Annotated in this window: 18 protein-coding genes; 12 read left to right on the forward strand and 6 right to left on the reverse strand. The window is 72.6% G+C overall.

Going from position 1 to position 23,661, the window contains the following annotated elements; genetic code table 11:
* Positions 1-42: 42 nt before the first annotated feature.
* Both ACIBIW_RS11390 and ACIBIW_RS11395 read left to right on the forward strand, forming a co-directional pair.
* Entirely contained in the window at positions 43-435 is a 393-nt protein-coding gene (locus tag ACIBIW_RS11390; RefSeq protein ID WP_399334517.1) for a hypothetical protein, read from the forward strand.
* Positions 432-4,643 carry a caspase family protein gene (locus tag ACIBIW_RS11395; protein ID WP_399334519.1) on the forward strand — a complete coding sequence of 1,404 codons (4,212 nt, stop codon included), beginning with the start codon at positions 432-434 and terminating at the stop codon, positions 4,641-4,643. The genes ACIBIW_RS11390 and ACIBIW_RS11395 overlap by 4 nt, the downstream gene beginning before the upstream one ends.
* A 3-nt stretch (positions 4,644-4,646) precedes the next feature.
* On the opposite strand, the gene ACIBIW_RS11400 is transcribed toward ACIBIW_RS11395, so the two are convergent.
* The 6 genes from ACIBIW_RS11400 to ACIBIW_RS11425 form a co-directional block, all read right to left on the reverse strand.
* Positions 4,647-5,693, reverse strand: coding sequence for an SIS domain-containing protein (locus ACIBIW_RS11400; protein WP_399334521.1), 1,047 nt, complete (start codon positions 5,691-5,693; stop codon positions 4,647-4,649).
* A gap of 77 nt (positions 5,694-5,770) precedes the next feature.
* Complete coding sequence (locus ACIBIW_RS11405; RefSeq protein ID WP_399334523.1) at positions 5,771-7,030, reverse strand: Gfo/Idh/MocA family protein; 1,260 nt, start codon at positions 7,028-7,030, stop codon at positions 5,771-5,773.
* 32 nt (positions 7,031-7,062) lie between these two features.
* Entirely contained in the window at positions 7,063-7,890 is an 828-nt protein-coding gene (locus ACIBIW_RS11410) for a carbohydrate ABC transporter permease (protein ID WP_399334526.1), read from the reverse strand.
* A 7-nt stretch (positions 7,891-7,897) separates the two neighbouring features.
* Positions 7,898-8,794: a carbohydrate ABC transporter permease gene (locus ACIBIW_RS11415; protein ID WP_399334870.1), complete on the reverse strand. Its 897-nt coding sequence runs from the start codon at positions 8,792-8,794 to the stop codon at positions 7,898-7,900.
* Positions 8,795-8,933: 139 nt separating this feature from the next.
* Positions 8,934-10,259 (reverse strand): extracellular solute-binding protein, encoded by a 1,326-nt coding sequence (locus ACIBIW_RS11420; protein ID WP_399334528.1) that lies wholly within the window; start codon positions 10,257-10,259, stop codon positions 8,934-8,936.
* An 80-nt stretch (positions 10,260-10,339) separates the two neighbouring features.
* Complete coding sequence (locus ACIBIW_RS11425) at positions 10,340-11,554, reverse strand: ROK family transcriptional regulator (protein WP_399334530.1); 1,215 nt, start codon at positions 11,552-11,554, stop codon at positions 10,340-10,342.
* A 239-nt stretch (positions 11,555-11,793) separates the two neighbouring features.
* On the opposite strand from ACIBIW_RS11425, the gene ACIBIW_RS11430 reads away from it, so the two are divergent.
* The 10 genes from ACIBIW_RS11430 to ACIBIW_RS11475 all read left to right on the forward strand — a co-directional run bounded on the left by ACIBIW_RS11430 (position 11,794) and on the right by ACIBIW_RS11475 (position 23,661).
* Entirely contained in the window at positions 11,794-12,930 is a 1,137-nt protein-coding gene (locus ACIBIW_RS11430; protein WP_399334532.1) for a Gfo/Idh/MocA family protein, read from the forward strand.
* Between the two features lie 79 nt (positions 12,931-13,009).
* Positions 13,010-14,053 (forward strand): Gfo/Idh/MocA family protein, encoded by a 1,044-nt coding sequence (locus ACIBIW_RS11435; RefSeq protein ID WP_399334534.1) that lies wholly within the window; start codon positions 13,010-13,012, stop codon positions 14,051-14,053.
* Positions 14,054-14,126: 73 nt separating this feature from the next.
* Positions 14,127-15,095, forward strand: coding sequence for an N-acetylglucosamine kinase (locus tag ACIBIW_RS11440; protein WP_399334536.1), 969 nt, complete (start codon positions 14,127-14,129; stop codon positions 15,093-15,095).
* A 440-nt stretch (positions 15,096-15,535) separates the two neighbouring features.
* Entirely contained in the window at positions 15,536-16,654 is a 1,119-nt protein-coding gene (locus ACIBIW_RS11445) for an ROK family protein (protein WP_399334538.1), read from the forward strand.
* A 107-nt stretch (positions 16,655-16,761) separates the two neighbouring features.
* Positions 16,762-18,102: an extracellular solute-binding protein gene (locus ACIBIW_RS11450; RefSeq protein ID WP_399334540.1), complete on the forward strand. Its 1,341-nt coding sequence runs from the start codon at positions 16,762-16,764 to the stop codon at positions 18,100-18,102.
* 9 nt (positions 18,103-18,111) lie between these two features.
* The gene (locus ACIBIW_RS11455) at positions 18,112-19,107 is read left to right on the forward strand and encodes a carbohydrate ABC transporter permease (RefSeq protein WP_399334542.1); all 996 of its coding nucleotides are present in this window, start codon (positions 18,112-18,114) and stop codon (positions 19,105-19,107) included.
* A 233-nt stretch (positions 19,108-19,340) separates the two neighbouring features.
* Positions 19,341-20,408, forward strand: a complete 1,068-nt coding sequence (locus ACIBIW_RS11460) for an IS110 family transposase (RefSeq protein WP_399334544.1) — start codon at positions 19,341-19,343, stop codon at positions 20,406-20,408.
* Positions 20,409-20,426: 18 nt separating this feature from the next.
* Positions 20,427-21,341 (forward strand): carbohydrate ABC transporter permease, encoded by a 915-nt coding sequence (locus ACIBIW_RS11465; RefSeq protein ID WP_399334546.1) that lies wholly within the window; start codon positions 20,427-20,429, stop codon positions 21,339-21,341.
* Between the two features lie 5 nt (positions 21,342-21,346).
* Positions 21,347-22,621: a 6-phospho-beta-glucosidase gene (locus ACIBIW_RS11470; protein WP_399334548.1), complete on the forward strand. Its 1,275-nt coding sequence runs from the start codon at positions 21,347-21,349 to the stop codon at positions 22,619-22,621.
* Positions 22,612-23,661 (forward strand): N-acetylglucosamine kinase, encoded by a 1,050-nt coding sequence (locus ACIBIW_RS11475; protein ID WP_399334550.1) that lies wholly within the window; start codon positions 22,612-22,614, stop codon positions 23,659-23,661. Before ACIBIW_RS11470 ends, ACIBIW_RS11475 begins: the two co-directional genes overlap by 10 nt.

Below are 23,661 nucleotides of genomic sequence, written 5' to 3' on the forward strand. Positions count from 1 at the left end.
GCGGGGACTGTTGGCACTTCGGATGTCCGGAAGCGGTGGGGGATGAGGGTTCGCATTCTGGCGGACGGCGACGAGGAAGCGCTCGGCGAGCTTCGGACGTGGCTGTCGGAGGACCCCGGCACCGCGCGGGTGCCGGTCGCCGCGGTCGGGGGCGGGGCCGGGGGCGAGAGCGGGGCCCGCACGATGGGCGCGCTCGACGCGCTTGACGTGGTACTCGGCAGCGCGGTCGAGGTGGCCAACTTCGCCCTCGCGTACGTGACATGGCGCTCGTCCCGGCCGTCTCCGCCGTCCGGCGGCACGGGCGCCCTTCAACTGGTCCACGGGGGCGCCACCGTGGACATCGGCCATCTGTCGGCGGATGAACTGGCGGAGCTGCTGCGGGGGCTGGACGGCGAGGGCGACACCGCGGGCGGCGGGGAGGACGGCGCGGCATGACCGCGGAGCCCGGCCGGTCGAGGGCCGTACTGTTCGGGGTGCACGAGTTCCGGGACATGGCCGCGCTCGACGGGGTCAGGCTCAACGTACCGGCGCTGCGGGCCCTGTTGACGAGCGAGGACGTCGGCGGTCTCGCCGCTGAGGATTGCACCGTCGTGCCGCACGACGGGTCGCAGCAACGGATGCTCGACGACCTGCACGACGCCGCCCGCGAGGCGACCGACCTGCTGTTGGTCTACTACGCGGGGCACGGCCATTTCGGCGGGGGCGGCTCGTTCCGGCTCGCCACCCGGGAGTCCAGTCCTGAGCGCCCGTACCACTCGGTGAAGTACGACGAGATCCGCGACCTCGTCCAGGGCTCCCCGGCCGCGCGGAAGGTCGTCATCGTCGACTGCTGCTTCAGCGGCCGGGCGCTGCCGATGTCCGACGAGCAGGTGCCGACCGCCCTCGACACCGAGATCAGCGGCGCCTGCGTGCTGACCTCGGCCGCCGAGACCCAGCGCTCGCTCTGCCTGCCCGAGGGCAGCGTCTTCACCCTGGAGCTGACCCGGCTGCTCACCGAGGGCCTGAGCGGTGAACTGCCCGGCGGGCGCAGGGGCGAGCACCTTCCCGACCTCACCATGACCGATGTCTTCGGCGCCCTGAACGGCAGGCTGCGCGACCGCACCGTGGAGGGGCGTCCGGTGCCCCAGCCCAGGATGAGCACCCGTGACCTCGGCCATCAGATCGTGCTGGCACGCAACCGCGCGTACGCGGGCGCGCCGGACCCCGAGGCCGCCCAGGAGCCCGAGGACCACGAGTGGGTCACGGCCACACGCGACCATCCGCTGTGGAACTACGTCACGGACCCGCGCGGCCTCTCCCTGCTGCGGGACACCGCCACCGCGCTGGCCGCGAGGGCCGCCGCCGCGACGGCACGTGACCATGCGGCGCTCGCGGACGACCCCTGGACCTCGGCGTCCTTCGTCGACCGGCTGGCCGAGTGGACGGACAGCCTGCTGCTCGACAGCAGCCTGCGCCCCGACGATCTTGAACTGTCCGCAGCGGAGGTGTTCCTGCTCGTCACCCACCCCTATCTGCACGCCGCGTTCCGGCGGCACACCGCCGCCCGCTACGCCCACATCGATCCCACCGACCTCACCGAGACCCAGAGCACGTCCACCGCCCGCGGCAGCTACGAGGTCTTCCTGCGGGGGCAGCCGAGGCTCGTGCGCAGAGCGCGGGGCGGCGCGGACCCCGCGGCGGCGGACGCGATCGGCTGGTGGCTGTTCCACCGCTGGCTCGCACGGCAGCCGCGGCCCTACGAGCCGTCCTTCGTGGCGGCCCTGCTCGACGACCTTGCGGTGCCGCCCGGCACCCGGTCCCCGCGGGAGAAGCGGCTGGTCGGGGACGTCCTCGAACCGTCGTTGATCTCCCGGCTGCTGCGGGCGCCCCATCTGTCACGGCCCCCTCGGGACACCGCCTCGCGGCCCCTGGGCGTGGGAGCGGCGGAGACGGCGCAACTGGTGCGGGAGGACCAGCTCTCGCAGTTGCTGCGCGTCGCCCATCTCTTCTCCGTCGACCCGGTCGCCCTGCCCGACGTGCTCGTCCAGCACATCGGCGTCGGCTACGCGGTGGACCTCCCCGCGCTGCACGACACCCTGGCCGGGCTCAGATGGCAGCCGCACGGGCGCACCCGGGTGCTCAGCGCCGCCTGCCGCCATCTCGCGGTCGAACTGGGCCTGCGCCAGCACACCGCCGCCCTGGACACCGTCCTGGCCAGGCTGGAGACCGGCAGCGGGGGCGAACGGCCCGCGCTGCTGCGGAATCTGCCCCTGCATGTCACCGCGGACCGGGTGACCCCCGCGCACGACGAGCACGGCCGCCCCGCCTATGAGCCCACCGAGCTGCGGTTCCGCCTCGCGGACGATCGGGTGCAGGAACTCCTCATGGGCGTGGAGCTGTACGGCGACCCCGCCCTGGCCGTCCGCGAGCTGTACCAGAACGCGCTGGACGCCTGCCGCTACCGGCGGGCCCGCACCGCGTACCTGCGCGCCACCGGCTCCCCCACCGTCTCGTACGAGGGAGAGATCGCCTTCACCCAGGGCGTCGACGAGGAGGGCCCATATCTGGAGTGCCGTGACAACGGCGTCGGCATGGGCGAGGCGGAACTGCGTGATGTCTTCGCCCACGCCGGGATGCGCTTCACGGATCTGCCGGAGTACGCCGAGGAGCAGGCGAAGTGGAAGAAGCACGGGATCTCCCTTTACCCGAACAGCCAGTTCGGGGTGGGGGTCCTCAGCTACTTCATGCTGGCGGACGACATCACGGTCACCACCTGCCGCTTCACCCCCGAGGGGCTGCCCGGTGAGCATCTGCGGGTGGAGATCGCGGGGCCGGGTTCGCTCTTCCGTATCCAGCGCCTCGACCCGTGCCACGAGGCGTACACCAGCATCCGGCTCAGGCTGCGGTCACCCGGCACCGCCTCGTGCGTGGAGGTGCTGCGCAGCGTCCTGTGGATTTCCGAGTTCGCTGTCACCGCGCGCGACGACCGCGGGGACGAGCAGGTCTGGCGGGCCGACGTGCTCAGTGACGCGGCCCCGCTGCGGGAGGGCGGCCGCCGCCGGCGGGACTTCGTCCGGGACGAGGGTGCCGTCGCGATCGGCAGTTCCACGCCCGCGGTGTGGTGGTGCAACACCGGCGGGGCGGTGCTGGCCGATGGCCTGTGGGCGGGCACCGACCTCTTCGGGGCCGTGGTGAACCTGTCGGGCGCGCATACCCCCCGGCTGACGGTGAACCGTGGGCGGATCGTCGCTGTGGACGCGGACCGGGTGGAAGGGCTGCTGCGGCGGGAGATCCCGAGTCTGGTCGCGGCTGGGGACACCGTTCTGCGGCACGGCTGGCTGGCCAGCGTCCTGGAAGAGAACGCGCGGCTCGCCGACGAGGTCTTCGCCGAGGCGGTACGCGTCCGGTTCGCGCCCTGGCGGATCGGGGGCCGGGAAGTGGACATCACCAAGTGCGGGTTCTTCGCTCCCGACGAGGAGATCTATGGACCGCCCGCAGACGCGCGCCGACCGTTCAGGGGCGCCAGATACGAGACCGTGCGGAATTTCAGAACGCATCCCCTGACCCACGCCGGACTCTTCCCGGAACTCGCCGTCACGCAACCCCCCACGGCCTCCCCGCCCATACCGTCGGACATCCGCCTCCTCGTACCCCAGTGGCACGCGTCGTACGGCGGCTTCGTGCTGGACAGAACGGCCTTCCGCCACTACCCCGCGGTCAGCCTGGGAGTGATCGCGGAAGCCGTCCGGGTGACCGGAAGGCCCGCCGAGGAGGTCGGCGCCCGCTTGCGGCAACTCGGCTTCACCCTCCCCGCGACGTCCGTCCCCCCTTCCCGGCTCGACGCCGACGACCTGCGTCTCATCAGTGAGGACGCCAGGGGAAGCGCTCCCTGGGTCGATCCCGGCGCAGCGGTGAATCCCGCGCACGTCACCCGCGCCGCGGACACCGTCGGCCAGAGCGTCGACCATGTCGTGAGCCGTCTGACCGAACTCGGCTATCGGGTGGCCGACACCGGTGCGCCGTGGCCCGAGCCGGACGACCTGTCCATCCTGAGTGTCGGTCCTGACGGGCTGTCGCCATGGCACAGTCCCGACACCCCCATCAGAGCCGACTATGTCGAGCGCGCCTCCGAAAGGACAGGGCGTTCCGTCGAGGAGATCAGCCGTCGGCTGCACCAGCTCGGCTGGACCGTGGCCCCGCCGCGCGCGGCCGAGTGGGACGGGGAGTTCGCCAGCCTCAGGGACATCGAGTTCGAACTCGGCTGGGGCCTCATCGGGCAGATGAACCCGCGACTCGGGGCAGCGAGCCCGCCCCACACCGACACCCCGGTCAGCACCGGCGACATCGTGTACCGGGCGATTCGGACCAAGCAGTCCACCGAGAACATCATCGCCCGCCTCGGACAATTCGGTTTCATCAGCCGTGACCCCGTACCGGCCCTGGAGCCGGACGACCGTGTCATCCTCAGCCAGGAAGTCGACGGCCACTCGCCCTGGCTCGCCCCCGAAGAACCGGTCGACCCGGTCCATATCCTCCAAGTCTCCTGGGCCACCGAACGCACCTTCCGCGGCATCACCCTCCGCCTGCACCAACTCGGCTACCACCTCCCCGACCGCATCACCCTCGTCCCCGAAGCCCCCGCCCCCGCCCCCGCCGGGCGGTGACCCTCAAAGCTCCCGCAGTGCGTCGATCTTCGTGTCCTCCCGCCTGAACGCCACCTCATCGACCGGATTCCCCCGCACCCCGGCCACCGCGGCGACCAGTCGCTGCAACACGCACACCTCGACCAGCGCCCGCTGGGGCGCGGTCAGGCCGGGTGGTACGGACACGCGGTGCACCCCGGGCGGGAACTCCGTCGCCGCTTCCGCGACCGCCAGCACCCCCGCTCCGCGTTCGACGAGCTGGCGGGCCAGGCGGGCCTCGCGGTCGGCGCCGATGAGGATGTGGCCGGTGCGGGGGCCCGCGCTGTCCATGTAGCCGTGGAGGTAGGTACGGGTGCCGTGGCCCGCCGAGGGCACGAGGGGGCCCTCGCGGAAGAGGAGGGCGACCGCCTCCGCGGTGGTGAGCTGGGGGGCGGCGGCGACCACGTCGACGGGGCCCGTGGCCAACGGGCCCGACGCGAACGCGTCCAGGGCGGGCGCCGCCGCGGCCAACGCCTCCGTGATCAGGTCGGGCAGCCGTACCCAGCCCCCGTCCACGGAGCCCGTGGTGGCCGCGTCGGTGAGCATGGACAGCGCCGCGAACGTCACCACGAAGCCGACCGTGGAGACCCGGCTGTCGGGGTGGCCGCCGAGGGTGACGGCGGTGTCCACGGCCTCGCCGAGCGGGCTGGTGTCGGCGTTGGTGAGGGCGAGGGTGGGCACACCCCGGTCGCGGAACGCCGTCATCAGTTCGGCCGTCTCGCGGCTGCGGCCGCTCTGGGAGAGGGCGAGCACCACATCGGGCGAGGTGCCCTCCGCGCTCGGGAAGTCGGAGCAGTCGGTACGGAACGCGGCGAGGCCGCAGGAGCGCAGCACGTACTGCGGGGTGGCGAGGGCGGCGCAGCTCGCGCCGATCCCGGCGAGCAGGACGTGCCGCCACTGCGGGCGCCATACGCCCGTGAGGCGGCCGGGGAGGTCGGTCACCACCTCCCTGAGGGCCGTGAGTTCGGCGGACAGGCCCTCGTCGAAGCCGATGTCCCCGGTGGGCTGGGGGCCGTAAGTGATCTCGTTCATGGTGCGAAGCTCTCTCCTGCGGAAGCTCTCCGGCGAAGCTCTCTCCGAGCGGGTCGAGGGCGGCGGGCGCCGCCGTCTCAGCCCCGTGGCCGCCACGCGCGGCGGGCCACCGCGGGGATGTAGTCGTCGAGGGCGGTGCGCACCTCGGGCCAGCGCACGACGGTGCCGGTCTCGGCGGCGTAGTAGGCGGCCATCAGGAGTTCGGTGACGTCGACGCCGCTGTCCAGGGACTCCAGGGGCTGGCGGCCCGCCGCGAACGCGCGCGTGAGGTGGGTGTTCTCGGCGGTGTAGCCGTACGCGGCCGGTTCGTCGGCGATGACCGGCATCAGGCCCTGTTCCGCGTTCTGCTTCTCCAGCATGTCCTCGCCCGCGGCCTGTTCCAGGGCGCGGGAGAAGAAGACCTGGGCGTCGCCGGTGAGGGAGTTGGCGCTCATGGAGTACTCGGGGCCGAGGAGTTCGAAGGAGAGCCGCATACCGGCGCCGATGAAGCCCCAGGAGGTCATGGCCTCGACGATGACGGGCTCCCCGTCGCCGTTGACGAAGGTGAAGGTGGCGTTCGCGTAGTCCTCGGACGGGGTGTGCCGGTAGTCCTGGCCGCCCGGGTAGGAGTCGGCGAGTTCGGCGGCGTACCGCGCGCGGCCCCAGCGCAGGGAGGCGATGGTGGCGGTGACCGAGACCGGGGTCAGCCACTCGGAGGGCTGCCTGCCCGGCGGGGTGAGGAGGAAGCGTCCTGCCTCAAGGGAGTGGCACATCAGGTCGTTGAGGACGCCGCCGCCCTGGGCCTCGCCGTCCCAGAACCAGCGGGCGTGCGGCCCCGAGTGCTCCTCGGTGCAGCGGGCGAGGTAGGGGGTGCCGGAGCGGTCGGCGCCGCGGGACCACATGAGGTCCTTGGCGCGGGTGAGGCGGGGCGCGTACACCTGGTTCTCCAGGTAGCCGTGCAGGAGCCCGGCCTCGCGCACCGTGGCGGCGACCTGGCGGGCCTCGGCGAGGTTGCGGCCAAGCGGCTTCTCGACGGCGATGGCGGTGAGGGCGGCGCGGCCCGAGGTGACCTCGGCGCAGATGGCCCGCACGACGTCGACGCGGGTGTGGTTGGGCGTCAGCACCCAGACGGCGTCGACGCGTTCGTCCTGGACGAGGGCCGCCACGTCGTCGTAGGCGGCGACATCGCTGCCGACCTCCAACTCCTCCGCGTACGCGGCGAGTTCGCGGGCGTGGTCGAGGGTGCGCGAGGAGGTGGCGACGATGTCGGAGCCGCGGACCGCGGTCCAGGACCGCACATGGAAGCGGGCGATGAACCCGGCGCCGACGATGCCGATTCCGAGGGTCTTGCGGTTCATGGTGGTTCCCTGGGGTGAGGGTGTGCGGGTGGTCAGCCCTTGACGCCGGTGAGTGTGATGCCCTCGACGAACGCCCGCTGGGCGAAGAAGAAGACGACCACCACGGGCAGGGTGGCCAGGGTGGTGACGGCCATGATCACTCCCCAGTCGGTGGAGTGGGAGCCGTGGAAGCTGGCGAGGCCGTAGGCGATGGGCCAGTGGGCGGGGTTCTCGGAGGTGTACAGCAACGGCCCGTAGTAGTCATTCCAGCACTGGAAGAACATGAAGATGCTGGCCGCCGCGATGCCGGGCCGCGCCATCGGCACCATGACGCGCAGCAGCACGCCCCACTCCCCCGTGCCGTCCATCCGGGCGGCGTCGGCGTACTCCTTGGGGATGGTGAGGAAGAACTGCCGCAGCAGGAACACGGAGAACGCGTTGCCGAAGAGGTGCGGCAGGATCAGCGGCACCAGGGTGCCGACGACGCGCAGTTGGGCCCACATCACGTAGATGGGCACCTGGGTGACCTGCGGCGGCAGCAGCATGGCGACGATCACCGCGAAGAACACCAGGTTGGCGCCGCGGAAGCGGACCTTGGCGAGCACATACGCCATGGGTACCGAGGAGACGAGCATGAAGGCGGTCGAAAGGCCCGCGTACAGCAGGGAGTTGGCGAACCAGCGGCCGAGCGGCGCGGTGTGGAACGCCTTGCTGTAGTTGGCCCACTCCCAGGGGTGCGGCCAGAGGGCGCCCGTGAGGGTCTGGTGGCCGCCCATGAAGGAGGTGAGGGCGACGAAGACGACCGGTATGAGGAAGATGACGGCGAGCGCGGTCAGCAGGGCGTGCTCGCCGACGAAGGTGAGACCTCTCTTCAGCGTCATGGTCAGCTCACCCCTGTTCCGTGTTGCCGCGCCTGAAGGTCCCGGCGCGCCGCAGCAGTACGGCCATGACCGCCGCGGCCACCACGAAGAGCACCACGGCCATGGCGGCCGCGTAGCCGAGTTGGAAGCTGCTGAAGCCCTGCACGTACATCCACTGGGTGAAGGTCAGCAGGGAGTCGTCGGGATAGCCGAGGAGCACGTCGGGTCCCGCGTCGATGCCGGTCTTGCCGTTGGCGACGCTGGAGGCCACCGCGGCCTCGGTGAAGTACTGGAGGGCGGCGATGGCGCCGGTGACCGCGGAGAAGAGCACCACGGGGGAGATGTTCGGCAGGGTGATGTAGCGGAACCGCTGCCATCCGTTGACGCCGTCAAGGGAGCCGGCCTCGTACTGGTCGCGGGGCACGTCGAGCAGCGCGGCCAGGAAGATGACCATGATGTCGCCCATCATCCAGATGCCGAGCAGCAGCAGCGAGGGCTTCGACAGCGACGGGTCGTTGAACCAGAGCGGGCCCTTGATCCCGAGGTGGCGCAGCACCGTGTTGACGGGCCCCGTACCGGGGTTGAAGAGGAAGACGAAGCCGACCACGGACGCCACGGGCGGCACGAGCGCGGGCACGTAGAACAGGGTGCGCCAGAGTCCGGCGGCCCGCTTGCGGCGGGTGAGCAGGGTGGCGATGCCGAGGGAGCACAGGATGCGCACCGGGACCAGGATCAGCACGAACCAGAGGGTGTTGAGGGCGGCGTGGCCCACCCGGGGGTCCTGGGTGAAGAGGTACTGGTAGTTGCGCAGCCCGATCCAGTGCGGGGGGCCGGCGAGGTCGTAGTTGGTGAACGAGTAGTACAGGTTCGCCAGCAGCGGATAGAGGAAGAAGACGAGGAGGCCGACGAGGCCGGGTGCGAGCATCGTCCACAGCGGCAGCCGCCGGGCGATCCTGGGGAAGCGGCGGGCGAGCGCGCCGCGCCTGCCGCGGGAGGCGGGGTGCGGGCGCCGTGGGCGGGCCGCGGTGGGTGCGGCGGTGGCCGCCTTGGGGTGTGTCATGCGATCACTTCGCCCGTCGCAGGCTGAGCGCGTTGTTGATGTCGGTGTCGACCTTCCGCAGGCCGTCCGCGAGCCCCTTGCCCGAGCCCTGCTGGAAGGAGGTCCAGTAGTTGTCGAGGGTGGCGGTGAGGGTGGCGCCGATCTCGGTGATCGGGCTGGTGCTCGACGCGGGGTCCGCGGAGGCGCGGATGAAGGTGCGGTAGGGGGCGGGGGCCTGGAGTCCTGGCGACTCGGCCGCGGCCTTCAGGGTGGGGATGTTCTTGATGCCGTTGGCGATGCGCACGGCGGCACCGGTGTCGGTGGTGAGGTACTTCACCAGGGCCCACGCGGCCTCCTTGTGGTTCGAGCGCTTGTTGACGCCGACGTCGGCCGCGGAGACGAAGCCGCCGCCGTAGCGCCGGCCGCCGCCGTCGAGCACCGGGAACGGCGCGGTGCCGTACTTGAGGTGGGGGGCCTGGTCCTGGATGAACGCGACGCGCCACTCGCCGTCGAGCGCCATGGCGATGCGGCCGGTCTGGAAGGCGTTGTCGGCGGACCACTCGTCGCCGAGTCCCGCGCTGAACGTCTTGAGCTTGTCGTAGCCGATCTTGTGGACGAAGTCCCGCTGCCAGGCGAGGAGTCGGTGCCAGGGCTCGGAGGTGGCGATGGCGGAGTCGCCGTTCTTCGTCCAGGTGACCCCGGCGGCGGCGCTGAGGGTGCCCGAGGTGTTCTGCTGGAAGCCGACCAGCGGGTCGAAGCCCAGTGTTTTGATCGAGCCGTCCTTCTTGTACGTGGTCAACTTCAGCGCCATGGACTCCAGTTGGTCCAGGGTGCGGGGCGGCTGTGTCATGCCCGCCCTGGCCAGCAGGGTCTTGTTGTAGTAGAGGCCGTACACGTCCGAGGTGGTCGGCAGGCTGCACCTGCGGCCGTCGAAGGCGGTGGCGCGGGCGAAGATGTCCTGGAACTGGGAGGTGCTGACGCCGTCGCGCTTCATGTAGGGGGCGAGGTCGGACATGGTCTTGCAGGCGGTGCCGAGGGTGGCGTTGAGGTTGGTCAGCAGCACGTCGACGTCGCCGCCCGAGGCCACCACCTGGGTTATCTTGGTGTCCTGCTGGCCGCTGTGCACGTCGACGTGGACGTCCGGGTGCAGCTTCTCGAAGCCGTGCACGGCGTCCTGGATGACGGAAGCCTCGCGGTCCGAGTAGTGGTGCCAGAGCTGGATCGTGCCGGACAGGTGCTTCGGGGGTGTGGCGGCGACCGGGTCGTCGCCGCCGGTGCCGCAGCCGGAAAGGCCGAGCGCCGCCACCGCGGCCAGCGCGCACGCCAGGGCCGCCGTCCTTCTCGCTCCCACCGCTGAAACCTCCTGCCGATCGGCGTACGGGTGCCGGGGCCCGGCCGCCTCGTGGCGGTACGGGTGCCGGGCGCGCGGCGTCAGTTGATGCCGCGCAGATTGGTCCGGATGATCCGGGAGCGGTCCTCCTCGCTCACCGCGGCCCCGGCCCGCCGGGTGACGTCGGCGCGCAGCCGCTCGTGCAGCACGGACCTGGCGCCGTGCAGCACCGCGTCCCCCGTCACGCCGGTGGTCTCGACGCGGGGGTCCCAGCGGGTGTGGTCGCGGATGGCGGCACGGGTGCGCGCGGCGAGCCGTTCACCGCCCGCGCGGCCCACCGGGCCGCCGAAGACGACGAGTTCGGGGTCGACCACGCCGAGTACCGGTATCACGCCCTGGGCGAGCCGGGGCGCGAAGACGTCGAGGACCGCGTCGGGCAGCGGGGCGCCGCCGAGCACGTCCTCGAAGGTGTGCGGGGAGGCACCGGTGTCCCGGCCGATGCGGTCGAGTGCGGCGGCGCCGAGCAGGTCCTCCAGGTCCACCGCCGCCACATCGGGCCCGAGCACTCCCCTGGGCACCGGCAGGTTGCCGATCTCACCCGCACCGCCCGAGGCACCGCGCAGCACGGTGCCCGCCACGTCGACCGCGAGACCGATGCCGTAGCCGACCCAGAGCAGCGCGAAGGTGGCCTCCGCGCCGATGGCACCAGTGCCGCGCTCGGCGACCGCCGCCAGGTTCACGTCGTTGTCGACCCGCACCGCGCAGCCGAGCGCCTCCTCCAGTTGGTGGCGGATGCTCTTGCGCGACCAGCCGGGCATGGCCTGCACCGAACTCAGCTCGTCGGAGCGCGGGTCGACGCTGCTCGGCACCCCCACGCACACCTGGCGCACATCGGCGAGCGGCACCTCGGCCGACTCGCAGGCGCCGAGCACCGCCCCCGCGACGTCCCGCGCGGCGCTGCGCCGCCCGCCGAGCCCCGAGGCGCTGCGCTCGGCGACCGGGAACGGGGTGCCGCGCAGGTCGACCAGGGTGGAGCGGACCCCCTCCTGGTCGACGTTGACGGCCACCCCGTAGGCGAGGTCGTTGCGCACGTCGTAGAGCGTGGCGCTGGGGCCGCGGCCCGCCGACGTCTCGCCGACCGCCTCGATGAGGCCCTTCTCCACCAGCCGGGCCACCATCTGCGCCGCGGTGGGCTTGGAGAGGCCGCTGAGTTCGCCCAGGCCGTTGCGGCTGAGCGGGCCGTGGTCGAGCAGCAGCCGCAGCGCCATCGCGGCGTTCTGGTCCCCGAGCCAGGACGGTGTTCCCCTGACGGCCATGTCGCTCCCCTGCGTTCCGCTCGTCCGCCGACGAGTTCGCTCGTTCGGTGCCGAGGAACGTACCAGAAACTTTCTTTATAGAAAGGGGTCGAGCGGCGCGTAATCCATTCGTTATCCGCGCCCGATCTACCGACGGAACCCGCAGCACACGCCCCCGCAACCCCCCTGGTGCACACCGAATCCAGAGGCTACGATCCTCAACTAGTAAAGAAACTTTCCAGTAATGGAGATGAGGCGGGATGACAGACGCAACGGCCTCCGCTGCCGCTGCCGCTTCCGGTGGCACCCTGCGCGTCGGCGTGCTCGGCAGCGGCGGCATCGCCACCGCCCCGTACGGCGTGCTGCCCAACATCCACCACTTCGCGCCGCGGGTGGCGGTCACCGCCCTCGCCGACGTGGTCGAGGACCAGGCGCGCGCCGTGGCGGGGCAGTTCGGCATCCCCGCCGCCTTCGGCTCCCTCGACGCGATGCTCGAAGGCGCCGACCTCGACGCCGTCGTCAACCTCACCCCCATCCCCGTACACGCCGAGACGTCGCGCCGCATCCTGGAGGCGGGGAAGCACCTCGCGAGCGAGAAGCCGCTCGCCGCCACCCTCGCCGAGGCCGACGAGCTGATCGAACTCGCCGCCGCGCGGAGCCTGAGCGTGGTGTGCGCCCCGCCCGACCTGCTCTACGAGCCCTACGAGCGCGCCGCGGCGCTGGTGCGCGACGGCGCCCTCGGCCGGGTGGCGTTCGCCCGGGTGCGCAGCTCCCACGCGGGCCCGGGCGGCGGACCCGCGGGCTGGCCGTCCGACCCGAGCTGGTTCTACCGTGAGGGCTCCGGCCCCCTGCTCGACATGGGTGTGTACGGCATCCACGAGATCACCGGCATTCTAGGCCCGGCCCGCCGCGTCACCGCCTTCGCGGGCGTCACGGAACCGGTGCGCACCGTGCGCGGCGGCCCCTTCAAGGGCCTGGAGATGCCGGTCACGGCCCCCGACAACTGCCTGTTCATGCTGGACTTCGGCGACTCGGTGTACGCGGTCGTGGACGGCACCTTCAACGTGCTGGCCGCACGCAGCCCCAAGGTGGAGATCTTCGGCAGGCGCGGCGTCCTCAACATCCTGCGCCCCGACGGGCCGGACCTTGAGCTGTACCGCACCGACATCGCGGACGGCGTGGACGGCTGGGTCGAGCCCACCGCCCCGCTCGCCACCGACACCCGCAGGGCCACGTACGGCAGGGCGCTGCTCGTGGGCCACCTCGCGGACGTGGTGCTGGACGGCGCCGCCCCGGTGCTCACCGCGGAACACGCCCGGCACGCCCTGGAGATCATGCTCGGCGTCACGGTGTCGGCCGCCGAGGGCCGCGCGGTCGAGCTGACGACGACGTTCTGACGCGCCACCGCCCCGCCCGCACACCGGCGAGGACACACCTCCCCCGCCGGTACGCCGCCCCGTACGCAAAGGAGCCCACATGACCACGCCACCGAGCGCCACGCCAGAACCCGCGTCCGCCGAGGCGGCCGAGCCGCTGCGGCTCGCCGTCATCGGCTTCGACCACTGGTACGCGGGCATCCCCTTCGCGCGCAGGGCCGCCGCCGACCCCGCGGTCGACCTCAGGGGCGTCGCGGACGCCGACCCGGAGCGCGCCCGCCATGTGGCGTCGCTGACCGGCTGCGCCCGCGCCACGGGCGACCTCGAAGAGCTGATAGCGGATCAGGAGGTGGAGGCCGTCGCCTGCTTCACCAGTGTGGACCTGAGCCCCCGGCTGTGCGAGGCGGCGGCGCGCGCGGGCAAGCACATCGTGGCCGTCAAGCCGGTCGCCATGAACCTCGCCGACGCCGACCGGGTGGTCACCGCCGTCGAGGAGTCCGGGGTGGTCTTCGTGCCGAGCGAGTCGCGCCGCACCTCCGCGCTCGCCGAGCGGCTCTCGGCGCTGGTGCACTCGGGGCGCCTGGGCGAACTGCGCACCGGCACCTTCGCGATGAACAGCTCCCTGCCCGTCAACTGGCCGGGCGCCACCGACGGGCCCGGCTGGTTCACCGACCCCGCGCGCACCCCGGGCGGCGGCTGGATCGACCACGCCGTCTACCAACTCGACCGTATGCGCTGGCTGTTCGACTCCCCGGTGGTCGACGTCGCCGGCACGGTGGCGAACATCGCGCACCCCGGCCTGCCCGTCGAGGACTACGGGCACGCGGTGTTCACCCTCGCCGGGGGCCAGGTGGTCACCGTCGAGGACACCTGGGTGGCGCCCCGGGGCGCCTTCACCAACCGCGCCCATCTCGTCGGCAGCGAGGGCGCGGTGTGGCACGACACCGCGAGCGGGCTGCTCGGGGTGCAGGAGGGCGGCGGCGAGTGGACGTTCACCCGGCTCCCCGACGACACCTTCGACACCCTGGACACCCTGCTCGGCGCGGTGCGCCACGGCAGGGCGCCCTCGTCCACGGTGCGCACCGCGCGCGACACCCTCGCGCTCTGCCTCGACTTCTACGCCGCGGCGGGTGCCGGGCGCTGAGGCGCGAAGGGCGCCGCCGGGGCGGCGGCGTCCCGGCGGTCGGGGCGGCAGAAGAGAGCGACGCGGGCTACACGTGAACGAGAAGACCAACACCCAGCACACCGGCCGCACGGGCGGCCTGGACACCGGGGCCACCGCGGCCCGCCCGCACGGGCGGTACGTGGTGGGCGTGGACGCGGGCGGCACCAGGACGCGGCTGCGGTTCGCGGCACCGGGCGGCGCGGTGCTCGCCGACGCCGCCCACCCCGCGGGCGACTGGACCGACCTGGACGCCGAGGGCAAGGCGCGGCTGATCGCCGGCCATCTGGCGCGGACCGCCGACGGCACACCCGCGGCGATCGGCGTCGGCGCGCACGGCTGCGACTCCGACGACGAGTGCGAGCAGTTGCGCGCCGCGCTCGCATCGCTGGTCCCCGCCCCGGTACGGGTGGTCAACGACGCCTTCCTGCTGGAGGCCGCGGTGCCGGGTCCCGAGCCCTGCGGCTGCCTCGTGGTGGGCACCGGCTCCATCGCGGTGGCCAGGGACGGCGCGGGGCGCTCGCTGTACGCGGGCGGCTGGGGGTGGCTGCTCGGCGATCCCGCCTCGGGCTGGGGCACCGTACGGGAGGCGGTGCGGTTGCTGGCCGCGGCGCAGGACCGCGGTGGCGGCGGTGACGATCCGCTGCTCGCGCCGCTCCTGCGGCGCTCGGGGGCGCGCTCGCTGCGCGAGGTGGCGGGGTTCATGCAGCGCGAGCCCGCCCGGGTGTGGGCCCGCTGGGCGCCCGACGTGTACGCCGCGGCCGCCGCGGGCTCCCCCGCCGCGCGCGCCGCCGTCGACGGGGGCGCCACCGCGCTCGCCGGGCTCGTGGGCGACCTGGTGGCACGCGGCGCCAGGGTCGGCCGGGTGGTGGCGGGCGGCTCCGTGATCGCCGCCCAGCCCGCCCTCGCCGCGGCCGTCAGCACGGCCCTGCGCCCCCTGGGCGTGCCCCGCCTCACCGTCTACGGCGGCGAACCGGTCGCCGGAGCGGTACGGCTCGCACGGGCCGCACTCGACGAGGGGTGAACTGCGGGCCCGCGCAGCAACGCTGACGGCTCGTCATGTCGCGGTCCATCCCCGTCCGCAGGGGTATCAGCGGCGGCGGCTCCGGCCGACCGTCGCGGGCCCCGCCGCGGGCGCCCGCGCACACCACCCGCGCGCCGCGAGGGCCACCGCGAACATCGCGGATCGTCGCCGCCCGGAGGCCGGGGCCGCCAGGATCACCGGCTCCTGACGTCACACCCCTTGACACCCTCTCCCGGGCGCCTCTATGTTCCCGGCAACTGTTAGCAAAGCTTCCTATCAATCACGCGGCCGCCGTCTCGGGCCGCGGGGGAAGCCCGGAAGCCGTGCGAAGGGCCCCCGGCCCTCGGGGAGTTCCGGTTCCGGGAGGCGTCACGAAAGAGGGTGGGCGGGCGATGGGCGGCAGCGGGTCGACTCCGGGCACACCGCGCGTGCTGCGGGCGATGAACGACCGCACCGCGCTCGATCTGCTGGTGGCGCACGGCCCCCTCACCAGGACCAGGCTCGGCGAACTCACCGGGCTCTCCAAGCCCACCACCTCCCAGCTCCTGACCCGCCTCGAATCGGCGGGCCTGGTGCGCGCCACCGGCAGCCAGAGCGGCCGTCCGGGACCGCGGGCCGTGCTCTACGAGATCGAGCCGGCCGCCGCGCACGTGGCCGCGCTGTCCGTGGGGCACACCGGCATCAGCGCGGTCGTCGCCGACCTCGGCGGCACCGCCGTCGGCCGCTCCCGGGTGGTGGCCGACGCCCTCGACGACGAGGTGCGCAGGCGCACCCCCGCACTGGTCCGCGAGGCGGTGACCGCCGCGCTCGACGAGGCGGGGCTCGCCCCGGAGCGGCTGCGCCAGGCCGTCATCGGCACCCCGGGCGCCTTCGACCCGCGCACCGGCACCCTGCGCTACGCGCCCCATCTGCCCGGCTGGCAGTCCCGCACCCTGCTCGGCGACCTCGCCGAAGCGCTCGGCGCCCCGGTCGCCATCGAGAACGACGTCAACCTCGTCGCCGTCGCCGAGCGGTACGAGGGCTCGGCGCGCGGCCACGACCACTACGTCCTGGTGTGGGCCGACCGCGGGGTGGGCGCCGCGATCGTCCTCGGCGGCACCCTGCTCCAGGGCGTCACGGGCGGCGCGGGCGAGATCGGCTACATGCCGGTGCCGGGGGCGCCGCTCGCGCACGGCGGCGAGTCCGCCACCGCGGGGGACGACGGCGGCGGCGGATTGCAGAGCCTGGTCTCCTGCTCGGCCGTCCGGGCGCTCGGCGGCGGCCGCCCCCTCGAAGAGGCGCTGCGGGACACGGCGGTCCTCGACGAGACCGCGCGCCGCCTCGCCACCGGCATCGCCTCCGTCGTCGCCGTCGTCGACCCCGAACTCGTCGTGCTGTCGGGGCAGGTGGCCGCGGCGGGCGGCGAGGAGCTGCGGCGCCGGGTCGAGGCCGAACTGACCGGGCTCGCGCTGCCCCGCCCCCTGCTGCGGCTCGGCGGCCTCACCGGCGACCCCATCCTCACCGGGGCGCTCAGGACCGCCCTCGACCGCGCCCGCGACACCGTCTTCGACACCTCCTGACCCACGCCCCGCCCCCCCACAGGCCCCACCGCTTCCGCACCCGCCCCGCACCCTTCGTCCCGCCCGCTCCCACCGCCCGACACTCCCCCGCCGCACCAGGAGGTCCCATGCCGCTTCGACACCCCCGCACCGCCGCGGTCGCGGTGCTCGCCGCCGCGGGGCTCCTCCTCGCGGGCTGCGCCAACCCCAGTACCGGAAGCGCGGACGACGACCCCGACGCGCCGGTGACGCTGAAGTTCTGGCACGGCTGGTCGGAGCCGGGCGAGGTGAAGGCGATCGACGACAGCATCGCCCGCTTCGAGAAGCAACACCCCAACATCCATGTGGAGTCCACCGGCAACGTCAGCGACGCCACCATCAACCAGGCGCTGCGCGCGGGCGGTTCCGACGCACCGGACGTGGTGACGTCGTTCACCACCAACAACGTCGGCCAGTACTGCTCGTCCGGGATGTGGGCCGACCTCGACCCGTTCCTGCGCAAGAACGGCATCGAGAAGGCCAAGGTGTTCCCCAAGACCCTTCTCGACTACACGCGTTACCAGGGCACCCAGTGCGCGCTGCCGCTGCTCGCGGACGCCTTCGGGATGTACTACAACAAGGACGCGTTCGCCGAGGCCGGCATCGCACACCCGCCCCGCACCATGTCGGAGCTGACCACCGACGCGAAGAAGCTCACCGAGAAGAACGGCGACGGCACCCTGAAGCGGGCCGGGTTCATGCCCGACTTCCGCCTGTACCAGAACAGTCCCGACCGGATGTTCGCGCAGTGGGGCCCGCGCTACTTCGACGGCGACGGCAAGGCCGCGCTCGCCGACGAGCCGAAGACCGGGCGGTTCTTCGCCGCGATGAAGTCGGTGTCGGACGCCGAGGGCGGCTACGGGAAGCTGGAGCGGCTGCGCACCACCCTCGGCGACGAGATGTCCGCGCAGAACGGCTTCCTCACCGGCAAGCTCGCCATGCACCTCGACGGCGAGTGGCGCGGCCTCATGCTGGACGCGGCCAAGGCGAAGTTCCACTGGGGCGTCGCACCGCTGCCGGTCCCCGACGACCAGGCGAAGACCTACGGCCGCGGCTACCTCACCGGCACCGTCACCGGGATCGCGCACAGCAGCAAGCACCAGAACGCGGCGTTCGAACTGCTGCGGTTCCTGACCGTGGACACCGACCAGGTGGTCGCGTTCGCCAACGCCATCCACAACGTCCCGTCCACGTTCGCCGCCCTCAAGTCGCCGAAGCTGGACGCCGATCCGTCCTTCCGGCAGTTCATCAGGATCGCGCAGAACCCGTACAGCCAGGCCATACCGCCCTCGGACAACGGCGGCCAGTACATCGTGTCGTTCCAGGACTTCTCCTACGACGTCGAGTCGGGCGGGGTGCGCGACCTGCCGGGGGCGCTGAAGCGGCTCGACCACCAGATAGACGCCGACAACCTCCAGTCGGAGAACTGAGGTACCGCCATGGCACTGCCCCTGACCCCGGCGGGCTCCGCCGCCCGCCCGAAGGACACCGAAGGACCGCGTGCGCCCCGCCTGTCCCGGCGGGGCCGGGAGCGGCTGCGGGTGCTCGGCTTCCTGTCGCCCTGGCTCGTGGGCTTCTCGGTGTTCTTCGGCTATCCGCTCGTGGCCACCGTCTACTTCTCGTTCATGCACTACAACCAGATCAAGGCACCCACCTTCGTGGGCCTGCGGAACTGGAAGTACGTGCTCGGCCAGATGCCGCTGTTCGGGCCCGCGCTGTGGAACACGGTGTGGCTCGTCGTGGTGATGGTGGCGCTGCGGGTGGTGTTCGGGATCGGCATCGGGATGCTGGTGACCCGCGTCAGGCGCGGCGCCGGCCTCTTCCGTACCGTGTTCTACCTGCCGTACCTGGCGCCACCGGTGGCCGCCACCGTCGCCTTCGTGTTCCTGCTGAACCCGGCCACGGGCCCCGTCAACGAGATCCTCGGCCACCTCGGGATCAGCGGACCCAACTGGTTCAACGACCCGCACTGGGCGAAGCCGTCGCTCGTGCTGCTCTCCCTGTGGGGCATCGGGGACCTGATGGTGATCTTCATGGCGGCGCTGCTCGACGTGCCCGGGGAACAGTACGAGGCCGCCGAGCTGGACGGCGCGGGCGCCTGGGGCAGGTTCCGCTACGTCACCTGGCCCGCCATCACGCCCGTGGTGCTGTTCGCGGTGGTCACCGGGGTCGTGCAGACCATGCAGTACTACACACAGGCGCTGGTGGCGGGGAAGCTCGCCTCCGGTGTCTCCGTCGGCCCCGGCTCCGTGATCCAGCCCGGCTACCCGGACCACTCGACGCTGACCGTGCCCCAGCTCGTCTACTCGATGGGCTTCCAGAACTTCAACACCGGGGCGGCGTGCGTGCTCTCGCTCGTGCTGTTCGCCATCGCCATGGCCGTCACCGTGCTGCTGATGCGCAGAAGCAGCGGCCTGCTCACCGCGGAGGACTGACAGTGATGATTGCTGTGGCTCCGCTCGGCGGTCTGACCCCAGGACTGACTGGCGCTTCGGCTGTCCTTCCGTGGATTCGTCGGCCGTCCGGGCGGGGCCACCGCGCGCGTGGCCGGTCGGGCATCTGTGACTTCATAGGAGCCCGGCCAAAGGTCCCATCACTGTCTTGTCCGTCTGCCCGACCGGCACGTGCCCTCCCACACACGTCGGACGGAAGGACACCCGGCTCCAGCATGGCAGCAGACGAGATAGCGGTCATCGGTGGCATCGACACCCACACCGACCTGCACCAGGCCGCGGTGATCGACACGATCGGCCGGCACCTGGCCACCAAGGCGTTCCCCACCACCCCGGACGGCTACCAGCAGTTGCTGGACTGGCTGCGCTCGCACGGCGAACTGCTCGCGGTGGGCCTGGAAGGCACCGGCGCCTACGGCGCCGAGGTCGCCCGCTTCCTGACCGCCAACAGCGTCACCGTCGTCGAGGTCGACCGCCCCGACCGCAAGGCCCGCCGGGACAACGGCAAGTCCGATCCGGCCGACGCCTACGCCGCCGCTACTGCCGTCCTGTCCGGCCGGGCCTCGGGCACGCCGAAGTCCCGTGACGGGATCGTGGAAGCCATCCGCACCCTGCGGGTGGCCCGCAGCTCGGCGGTCAAGGCCCGCACCCAGACCATCAACCAGATCCGCAACCTCATCGTGACGGCGCCCGCCGCGGTCCGGGAGAAACTGCGGGGCCTGGCCACCGGCGAGCTGATCGACACCCTGGCCCGGTCCCGTCCCGTCGGCGACCTCGCCGACCCGGACCACGCGGCCCGGGTCACGCTGCGCAGGCTCGCCCGCCGCCACCAGCGGCTCGGCGAGGAGATCGCGGAAGCCGACGCCGGCCTGGGCCCGCTGGTCACCCGGGCCGCACCACGGCTGGTCGCGCTGCCCGGCATCGGCCCCGAGACCGCCGGCCAACTGCTGACCACAGCGGGCGACAACCCCGACCGCCTGCGCTCGGAAGCGTCCTTCGCTCACCTGTGCGCCGCCGCCCCGATCCCGGCGTCATCGGGCCGCACGAACCGGCACCGGCTCAACCGGGGAGGTGACCGCCAGGCCAACCGGGCCCTGCACACCATCGTGCTGGTCCGCATGCGCCACGACCAGCGCACCCGCGATTACGTCGCCAGACGCACCGCCGAAGGCATGGCCAAGAAGGACATCGTCCGCTGCCTGAAACGGTTCGTCGCCCGCGAGGTCTACCGACACCTGCCTCACCCTCAGATCACTGCTGAACAGCTCACCCGAGCCGCTTGACGATCTATAGGAGCTTCCATGGCCGTATCCACCGTCACCACGGCGCGGCGCCCGCGCGCCGCGGGCCGCCGGGCCGGCTCCCCCGCGCCGTCGGGGCGGGCCGGCCGCCGCGGGGCGCTGCTGCACTGGATCGCCGTGCACGCCTTCGCGGTCGCGCTCGCGCTGCTGTTCCTGCTGCCGTTCGTGTTCGTCTTCCTGACGTCGGTGATGAGCGACGGGCAGGCCCTCAGCGGCGACCTGTGGCCGTCGTCGTGGCACTGGTCCAACTACGCGGACGTGTTCCACACCCCCGGTTTCCTCGACTGGTGGAAGAACTCCCTGATGTACGCGGGCCTCGGCACCCTGTTCACGGTGTGCTCCTCGGTGCCGGTGGCGTACGCGCTCGCCAAGTTCCGCTTCCGGGGCAGGCGTACCGCGCTGCTGCTGGTGATCTCCACCATGATGCTGCCGCCGCAGGTGATCGTGGTGCCGATGTACCTGGTGTGGGCGCAGCAGTTCCATCTCGCGGGCACCCTCTGGCCGTTGATCGTCCCGATGGCGTTCGGGGACGCCTACTCGATCTTCCTGCTGCGGCAGTTCCTCCTCACCATCCCGCGCGAGTACATCGAGTCGGCGCGGGTGGACGGCTGCGGTGAACTGCGGGCCATGCTGCGGATCGTGGTGCCGATGGCGAAGCCGGGCATCGCCGCGGTCGCCCTCTTCCAGTTCTTCTACTGCTGGAACGACTACTTCGGACCGCAGATCTACGCCGCGCAGAACCCCGGCGCCTGGACGCTGAGTTACGGCCTGGAGTCGTTCAAGAGCGCCCACAGCGTCAACTGGAACCTGACGATGGCCGCCACCCTGCTCGTGATGGCGCCCGTGGTCCTGGTGTTCTTCTTCGCACAGAAAGCCTTCGTCGAAGGCGTCACCCTCACCGGAGTAAAGGGCTGAGAACCTTGAAGCTCACCGTGGTCGGCGGAGGCTCGACCTACACACCCGAACTCATCGACGGCTTCGCCCGGCTCAGGGACACCCTGCCGGTCGAGGAGCTGGTCCTGGTGGACCCCGCGGCCGACCGCCTCGACCTGGTCGGGGGCCTGGCGCGGCGCATCTTCCGCAAGCAGGGCCACCCCGGCACCATCACCACCACCGCGGACCTGGACGCGGCGGTGGACGGCGCCGACGCGGTGCTGCTGCAACTGCGGGTGGGCGGGCAGGCCGCGAGACAGCAGGACGAGACCTGGCCGCTGGAGTGCGGCTGCGTGGGGCAGGAGACCACCGGCGCGGGCGGCCTCGCCAAGGCGCTGCGGACGGTGCCCGTGGTGCTCGACATCGCCGAGCGGGTGCGCCGCGCCAATCCGGACGCGTGGATCATCGACTTCACCAACCCGGTCGGCATCGTCACCCGCGCGCTGCTCACCGCCGGGCACCGGGCGGTCGGCCTGTGCAACGTGGCCATCGGCTTCCAGCGGAAGTTCGCGGGACACCTCGGGGTGGCCCCCGGCGAGGTGCACCTCGACCACATCGGGCTCAACCACCTCACCTGGGAGACGGGGGTACGGCTCGGCGGGCCCGAGGGCGAGGACGTCCTGCCGAAGCTGCTCGCGGACCACGGCGAGGCGATCGCCGCGGACCTGCGGCTGCCGCTGCCCGTGCTGGCCGGGCTCGGCGTGGTGCCCTCGTACTATCTGCGCTACTTCTACCAACACGACGCGGTGGTACGGGAGTTGCGTACGAAGCCGTCGCGGGCCGCGGAGGTCGCCGCGATGGAGAAGGAACTGCTGCGGATGTACGGGGACCCGGCGCTCGACGAGAAGCCCGAACTGCTGGCGAAGCGCGGCGGCGCCTACTACTCGGAGGCGGCGGTGGACCTGGCGGCGGCGCTGCTCGGCGGGCCTGCGGGAGGCGGCAGCCCGTACCAGGTGGTGAACACCCTCAACCGGGGCACCCTGCCGTTCCTGCCGGACGACGCCGTCATCGAGACCCAGGCCGCGGTGGGCCGGCACGGCGCCGCGCCGCTCGCGGTGCCCGCCGTCGACCCCCGCTTCGCGGGCCTGATCGCGCATGTCACCGCGTACGAGGACCTGGCGCTGCGCGCGGCGCTGCACGGCAGCAGGGGCGCGGTGTTCGACGCGCTGCTCGCCCACCCCCTGGTGGGGCAGATCGAGTACGCGCAGCGGCTGACGGACGAGCTGATCGCGCACAACCGGGAGCACCTGGCGTGGGCGTGAGCACGGACCCCGGCCCGGCACACCCGGCCGTCCTCGCGGTCGACGCGGGCAACACCAAGACCGATGTGGCGGTGGTCGACGGGCGCGGCGAGGTGCTGGGCACGGCGCGCGGCGGCGGCTTCCGGCCGCCCGCGGTGGGGGTGGACACCGCGGTCGACGCGCTCGGGGAGGCGGTGGAGCGGGCGTTCGCGGACGCCGGGCTGCCGCCCGGGGCCCGGGTGCGGCACGTGTCGGCGTGCCTGGCCAACGCGGACCTTCCGGTGGAGGAGGAGCGGCTGGCCGCCGCGATCGACAAGCGGGGGTGGGGCGAGGAGACCACCGTGCGCAACGACACCTTCGCGCTGCTGCGCGCGGGGCTCGTGGAGGACGCGGAGCCCTGCGGGGTGGCGGTGGTGTGCGGCGCCGGGATCAACTGCGTGGGGATGCTGCCCGACGGGCGCACCGCGCGCTTCCCCGCCATCGGGCGGCTCTCCGGGGACTGGGGCGGCGGTGGCGGCCTCGCCGAGGAGGCGATCTGGTGCGCGGCGCGCGCCGAGGACGGCAGGGGCGGCGCGACGGCGCTGGCGCACGCGCTGCCCGCGCACTTCGGGCTCGGCTCCATGTACGCGCTGATCGAGGCGTTCCACCTGGGGGACCTCGACTGGGCACGGCGGCACGAGCTGACCCCGGTGCTGTTCGCGGCGGCCGCGGCGGGCGACACGGTCGCGGGGGGCCTGGTGGACCGGATGGCCGACGAGGTGGTGACCATGTCGGTGGTGGCGCTGCGCCGCCTGGGGCTGCTCGGGGAGCCGGTGCCCGTACTGCTCGGCGGGGGTGTGCTCGCGGCCCGGCACCCCCGGCTGAACGAGGGGGTGGCCGGGCGGCTGGCCGAGCGGGCGCCGCGGGCGCTGCCGCGGGTGGTCACCGCGCGCCCGGTGCTCGGCGCCGCCCTGCTCGGGCTCGACCACCTCGGGCTGCCGCCGAGCGCGCACGCACGGGCCAGGCGGCACTACGCGGAGCCGGACGGTACCGGCAACCGGGTTCGTACGAACGCCTGTTGA

Origin of the sequence: Streptomyces sp. NPDC050560, from assembly GCF_044457285.1 — a bacterium.
GTDB lineage: Bacteria > Actinomycetota > Actinomycetes > Streptomycetales > Streptomycetaceae > Streptomyces.

Coding starts and splice junctions, on each gene's coding strand:
- ACIBIW_RS11390 (WP_399334517.1), top strand. CDS start 43: ATGAGGGTTCGCATTCTGGCGGACGGCGACGAGGAAGCGCTCGGCGAG.
- ACIBIW_RS11395 (WP_399334519.1), top strand. CDS start 432: ATGACCGCGGAGCCCGGCCGGTCGAGGGCCGTACTGTTCGGGGTGCAC.
- ACIBIW_RS11400 (WP_399334521.1), bottom strand. CDS start 5,693: ATGAACGAGATCACTTACGGCCCCCAGCCCACCGGGGACATCGGCTTC.
- ACIBIW_RS11405 (WP_399334523.1), bottom strand. CDS start 7,030: ATGAACCGCAAGACCCTCGGAATCGGCATCGTCGGCGCCGGGTTCATC.
- ACIBIW_RS11410 (WP_399334526.1), bottom strand. CDS start 7,890: ATGACGCTGAAGAGAGGTCTCACCTTCGTCGGCGAGCACGCCCTGCTG.
- ACIBIW_RS11415 (WP_399334870.1), bottom strand. CDS start 8,794: ATGCTCGCACCCGGCCTCGTCGGCCTCCTCGTCTTCTTCCTCTATCCG.
- ACIBIW_RS11425 (WP_399334530.1), bottom strand. CDS start 11,554: ATGGCCGTCAGGGGAACACCGTCCTGGCTCGGGGACCAGAACGCCGCG.
- ACIBIW_RS11430 (WP_399334532.1), top strand. CDS start 11,794: ATGACAGACGCAACGGCCTCCGCTGCCGCTGCCGCTTCCGGTGGCACC.
- ACIBIW_RS11435 (WP_399334534.1), top strand. CDS start 13,010: ATGACCACGCCACCGAGCGCCACGCCAGAACCCGCGTCCGCCGAGGCG.
- ACIBIW_RS11445 (WP_399334538.1), top strand. CDS start 15,536: ATGAACGACCGCACCGCGCTCGATCTGCTGGTGGCGCACGGCCCCCTC.
- ACIBIW_RS11450 (WP_399334540.1), top strand. CDS start 16,762: ATGCCGCTTCGACACCCCCGCACCGCCGCGGTCGCGGTGCTCGCCGCC.
- ACIBIW_RS11455 (WP_399334542.1), top strand. CDS start 18,112: ATGGCACTGCCCCTGACCCCGGCGGGCTCCGCCGCCCGCCCGAAGGAC.
- ACIBIW_RS11460 (WP_399334544.1), top strand. CDS start 19,341: ATGGCAGCAGACGAGATAGCGGTCATCGGTGGCATCGACACCCACACC.
- ACIBIW_RS11465 (WP_399334546.1), top strand. CDS start 20,427: ATGGCCGTATCCACCGTCACCACGGCGCGGCGCCCGCGCGCCGCGGGC.